We start from the raw sequence: 3,256 nt of genomic DNA, 5'->3' as shown, positions 1-3,256 counted from the left end.
ATCTTGTCTGGAGGCCATTCTGTACCTTCCTGACCCGATTGCCGTCGCCGTCATACCGATAGTCGGTCGTTCGGCCGAGGGCCTTCTTATAGGCCGAGACCAGATACTTTTCTAAACCCCTTGATTGCGATTAGCCATACCCATAGGTTCAGTATAATCAGAAATACCGTAGGGATTATTATCCAGACAATCAACAATCGACAGAAGGTTATTGAAAGCAGAGAGTGCAGCACCTTTTCCTCAAAAAAGGCACAAAGAAACAAAGAAATTCCCCATAGATATCCTAAAATCTTCGTTAGAGTTGATTTTACTTCCTGCTTTTGACTCTCATACAATCCCAATCCTCCACCAAGCAAAACGGACAACATCAAAGGTACGAATAGACTGCCGGCGAATGGCCATCTTTGTAACAGCCAAACTCCTGAAGTCCCTTTATAAAAAATCAGCCACAATACCATAATTCCGTAAACGAAACTCAATTCGATACCTGAGATTGCTATTTGGTTCCAATAGTGAGTTTTTGTCTGGCTATTTTTCTTTTCAGCCGTCCATAAGACTCCCAATAAACACAGTGTAAGAAGGATGTAGGGCGAGTCTGACCATTGAATGCCGGGGGCCAACAAAGCCATTAAAGAAGGAACAGATAATAAGACCCCCAAATATCCGATTCGTGAAACAGTCTTGGATTTACTGCTCATTTGTCCTAGCAGGGGACTTATTTTTTGAAAAAAAAACAGGAGTAATCAAAAGACCAGCAAAACAAAGCAGCAAATAAAACAAGTCTCTAATCTGCATACCAGATCATCATTTGTGCTTTGTTAATATACTGCAGGCAGGTTATTATCACATGCTGCCATACAAGCTGCTGTTGCTGCTCCACCCAATATACGACAAGCCCACATCTGTCCACCTGTTAAAGAACTACATCCTCCAATCCAAGTTGCTCCTAAAGCACCACACGCCATTTTACAGGATGTCCGTGGGGATGGTGCCCAAGCTCCCTTACACACGCTGGGCACGGTCGGCGGGACGGCCGAGGCCGCCTACCCCTTTTTGCCCATTTTGTCGATTTCAGCCGGCTTTTCCAGCTTGTGCTGGGCCCCTATTCTTACAATTTCGCCGATAAGCAGCAGGGCTGCTATCACCAAATACGGGTAGCGAAAACCGGAATCCGAAACATACAGCCCTGCGATGATCCCGAGAGCAAAATATTTGATGGCAATTCCGATATGCCTTGCAATCTTCCAGTATTCGGCTTTCATACGTGGCATCTGACGGGACAAAAGTATTGGTTCATGGAGTCTTTTTCTTTTCTGTGCTTGCGGTTTTCATCAAATAGTTCCGGAAATGCTCCAATAGGCTCAGACTCTTTTTTAAAGCAGAGGATTTCAGAAAAAACATATCTCGGAGATAATTCATCTCCCAGTTCATCGCATCGGAAAGCTCTTGTGCACTCTTTCGGTTCCATTCCAGCTGATGCTGCAAAATCCGTTCATAGTCCGGCTTTTTCTGAAGAATATCACACGTGCACAGGTACACCAGCACCGATGCAAAAAAGGGTACACCTTTGTAATACAGTGCGAAAGAAAAAGCCGCTTCATGCAGGAGATTCAGAGCTCGGGGGGACGGATTCAGAAAGCAGAACTTGTGAAGGACGCCTAAAGCGGAATCGAGATTGAATGATTTGTGAACGTCATCCTCCGGTTCATGCCAGCAGCAAAACATCATACAAACCAGGACGGCGATGTTCGGATTTTTATCAAAAATAGCGATGACTTCAAACGCAAGGGCGCAGAGAATCTCTTTCTCCTCATCTGTCAGGTTGCAGGGTTCTTGACAAGACAGCCACCTCGGAAAATCACGACGGATATAGTCAAGCAGCTCCTCGAAAACATAGTCTTTTTCCGCCAAGGCAAGAAACTGTTCAAATATCCGGCTGTCCGGAACAGAGCCAAACAGTTCTTCCTTCAGCAGAAGAGGAATCCGTCGGACTCGTTTGATGATGTCCTGATAATCTTTCATTCGTCATTGTTTTCCCGATGCATCCGGACGAGCCAGATGGATTTCTGACTGAATACCGTCTTGGTTGTAAATCACTATGGTATTGTCTCGATACCAAACCCAGATATCCTCCCGGTCAAGACTGCCGAATGAATCTGTCTCTTCTTTCAGCAGATATTCTTTCCTGCATATCCCGTCCGGCATGTATTGTTTTAGAAGATTCTTCTCCCGCACCCACAAACCGCTGTCTATTAACAGGATATCGATCGGTTCTCTGCCGAACAAAACGGTGGTATTGTCCCACAAAATGCACCAGGTTCCATCCTGCTCTTGATACAGCAGGATGATTCGGCCGTCCGGCCAGGCGCCGACAACAGAAACCGAACGATAAGGATACTCACGAATTTTTTCTAAAACCGTTCCCGTCAGCCGATACAACGTCCAGGACGGTCTTTACATCCTCATCCTCTCGTTGCATGATTCTGTTCAATTTGTCTCTGAACGACCCCTTTCCGGATGCGGAAAAGAACCGCAAAAACCGTCTGAAAAAACTCCTGGATGCGGAAAAATCCATCTGTTTCCTCCTTCAGGGATTGCTATTTTTTGTTATGAGGATTTCTTTTTCGGCACAGCATTTGAACCAGAACAATCATAAGAAATGCAAGAATCGGAATCTCAACCCAAAGAACACGGATTTTTTCCGCGGGCCACAGACGAACAATCTCATAAGCCCCGCACAGCAGCGCAAAAATGACAAAAAGAATGGCTAAAACTCGAATCATTTAATTTCTTGGCAAGGATGTCCAAAAAGTATCGATTACAGAACGGCCAAAGTGATCACCGGGCAGGAAAATGGGCGGAGGCGGTTCAGGCGAAGGACACTGAAATGTCGGCAAGAGAGGCCAGGCACAAATCCCTGCACAGGTAAGCCCCACTCCAACAATACACTTATCATGGGCGGGACCGGAAAATCGATAGCACCAGAAAGTTCCCACGGTAAAACACTTTACATAGCATTCAGTGAAAGGCATTAGGCCGGAGGGGTCAACGTTGTTTACCGGATTGTTTTTCACATATTCATATGCATTCATTCCGTCGGAGTACTGACTTGTCGGGGCGAAGGGGTTGACGCCTCCGCCGGCCGGGTCAAGGCCCAGCGGGTCGGGCTGGAGGAACCGGCCGGCGTCCGGGTCATAATATCGGGCGCGGAGGAAAATCAGGTTGTCCGCCTCGGTAAATTGGCTTTCGCCCGTGA

Annotated in this window: 5 protein-coding genes; all 5 read right to left on the bottom strand. The window is 46.6% G+C overall.

Annotated features, from left to right (window positions below; all coding sequences use genetic code 11):
* Positions 1–1,043: 1,043 nt before the first annotated feature.
* Positions 1,044–1,262 (bottom strand): hypothetical protein, encoded by a 219-nt coding sequence (locus tag WHS88_12645; protein ID MEJ5261028.1) that lies wholly within the window; start codon positions 1,260–1,262, stop codon positions 1,044–1,046.
* A gap of 31 nt (positions 1,263–1,293) precedes the next feature.
* Complete coding sequence (locus tag WHS88_12640; GenBank protein ID MEJ5261027.1) at positions 1,294–2,022, bottom strand: hypothetical protein; 729 nt, start codon at positions 2,020–2,022, stop codon at positions 1,294–1,296.
* Between the two features lie 3 nt (positions 2,023–2,025).
* Entirely contained in the window at positions 2,026–2,439 is a 414-nt protein-coding gene (locus WHS88_12635; GenBank protein MEJ5261026.1) for a hypothetical protein, read from the bottom strand.
* Between the two features lie 158 nt (positions 2,440–2,597).
* Complete coding sequence (locus WHS88_12630; protein MEJ5261025.1) at positions 2,598–2,783, bottom strand: hypothetical protein; 186 nt, start codon at positions 2,781–2,783, stop codon at positions 2,598–2,600.
* On the bottom strand, positions 2,784–3,256 hold a 473-nt coding region (locus tag WHS88_12625), incomplete at its 5' end, for an RHS repeat-associated core domain-containing protein (GenBank protein MEJ5261024.1).

Source organism: Anaerohalosphaeraceae bacterium (assembly GCA_037479115.1).
Lineage (GTDB): Bacteria > Planctomycetota > Phycisphaerae > Sedimentisphaerales > Anaerohalosphaeraceae > JAHDQI01.
Note: the sequence above shows the minus strand (reverse complement) of the source record. Positions and strands in the feature narration are given on the sequence as shown.